This is a genomic window from Bartonella sp. TT121SHDZB, assembly GCF_042193415.1.
Classification (GTDB): Bacteria; Pseudomonadota; Alphaproteobacteria; order Rhizobiales; family Rhizobiaceae; genus Bartonella.
Genome location: NZ_JBHILR010000061.1, coordinates 1 through 310 on the forward strand (window position 1 = coordinate 1; position 310 = coordinate 310).

Sequence of the window (310 nt, forward strand, 5' to 3'; positions counted from 1 at the left end):
GGTTGCCTGCGTGTATGTGGCGTGCGCCCAGTGGACTGAGGGGAGGTTCAGCCGGTGAAGCCGTTCAATTCCAAACCCCGCCCGTGCCCGATCTGCCGTAACTCCTTCGTGCCTTTCCAGCCGATGCAGGCCGTGTGCTCGCCACGCTGCGCGGTCAAGAAGGTGCGCCAGGACAAGGTGGAGGCCAAGGCGCAGATCACGACTCGCAAGGAGAAGGCGCTGACCATCGCGCAGCGTCGGGCCCGCGCCCAGGTCGAGGTCAATGCGTTCGTCAGGGCGCGCGACGCAGCGCTGCCGTGCATCTCCTGTG

1 protein-coding gene is annotated in these 310 nt (G+C 66.5%); it reads left to right on the forward strand.

Translation table 11 applies throughout. The features are described 5' to 3' along the window. Nucleotides 1–54: 54 nt before the first annotated feature. Nucleotides 55–310: recombination protein NinG (locus ACFIKI_RS08465; protein ID WP_375666765.1), on the forward strand; the 256-nt coding region annotated here is incomplete at its 3' end.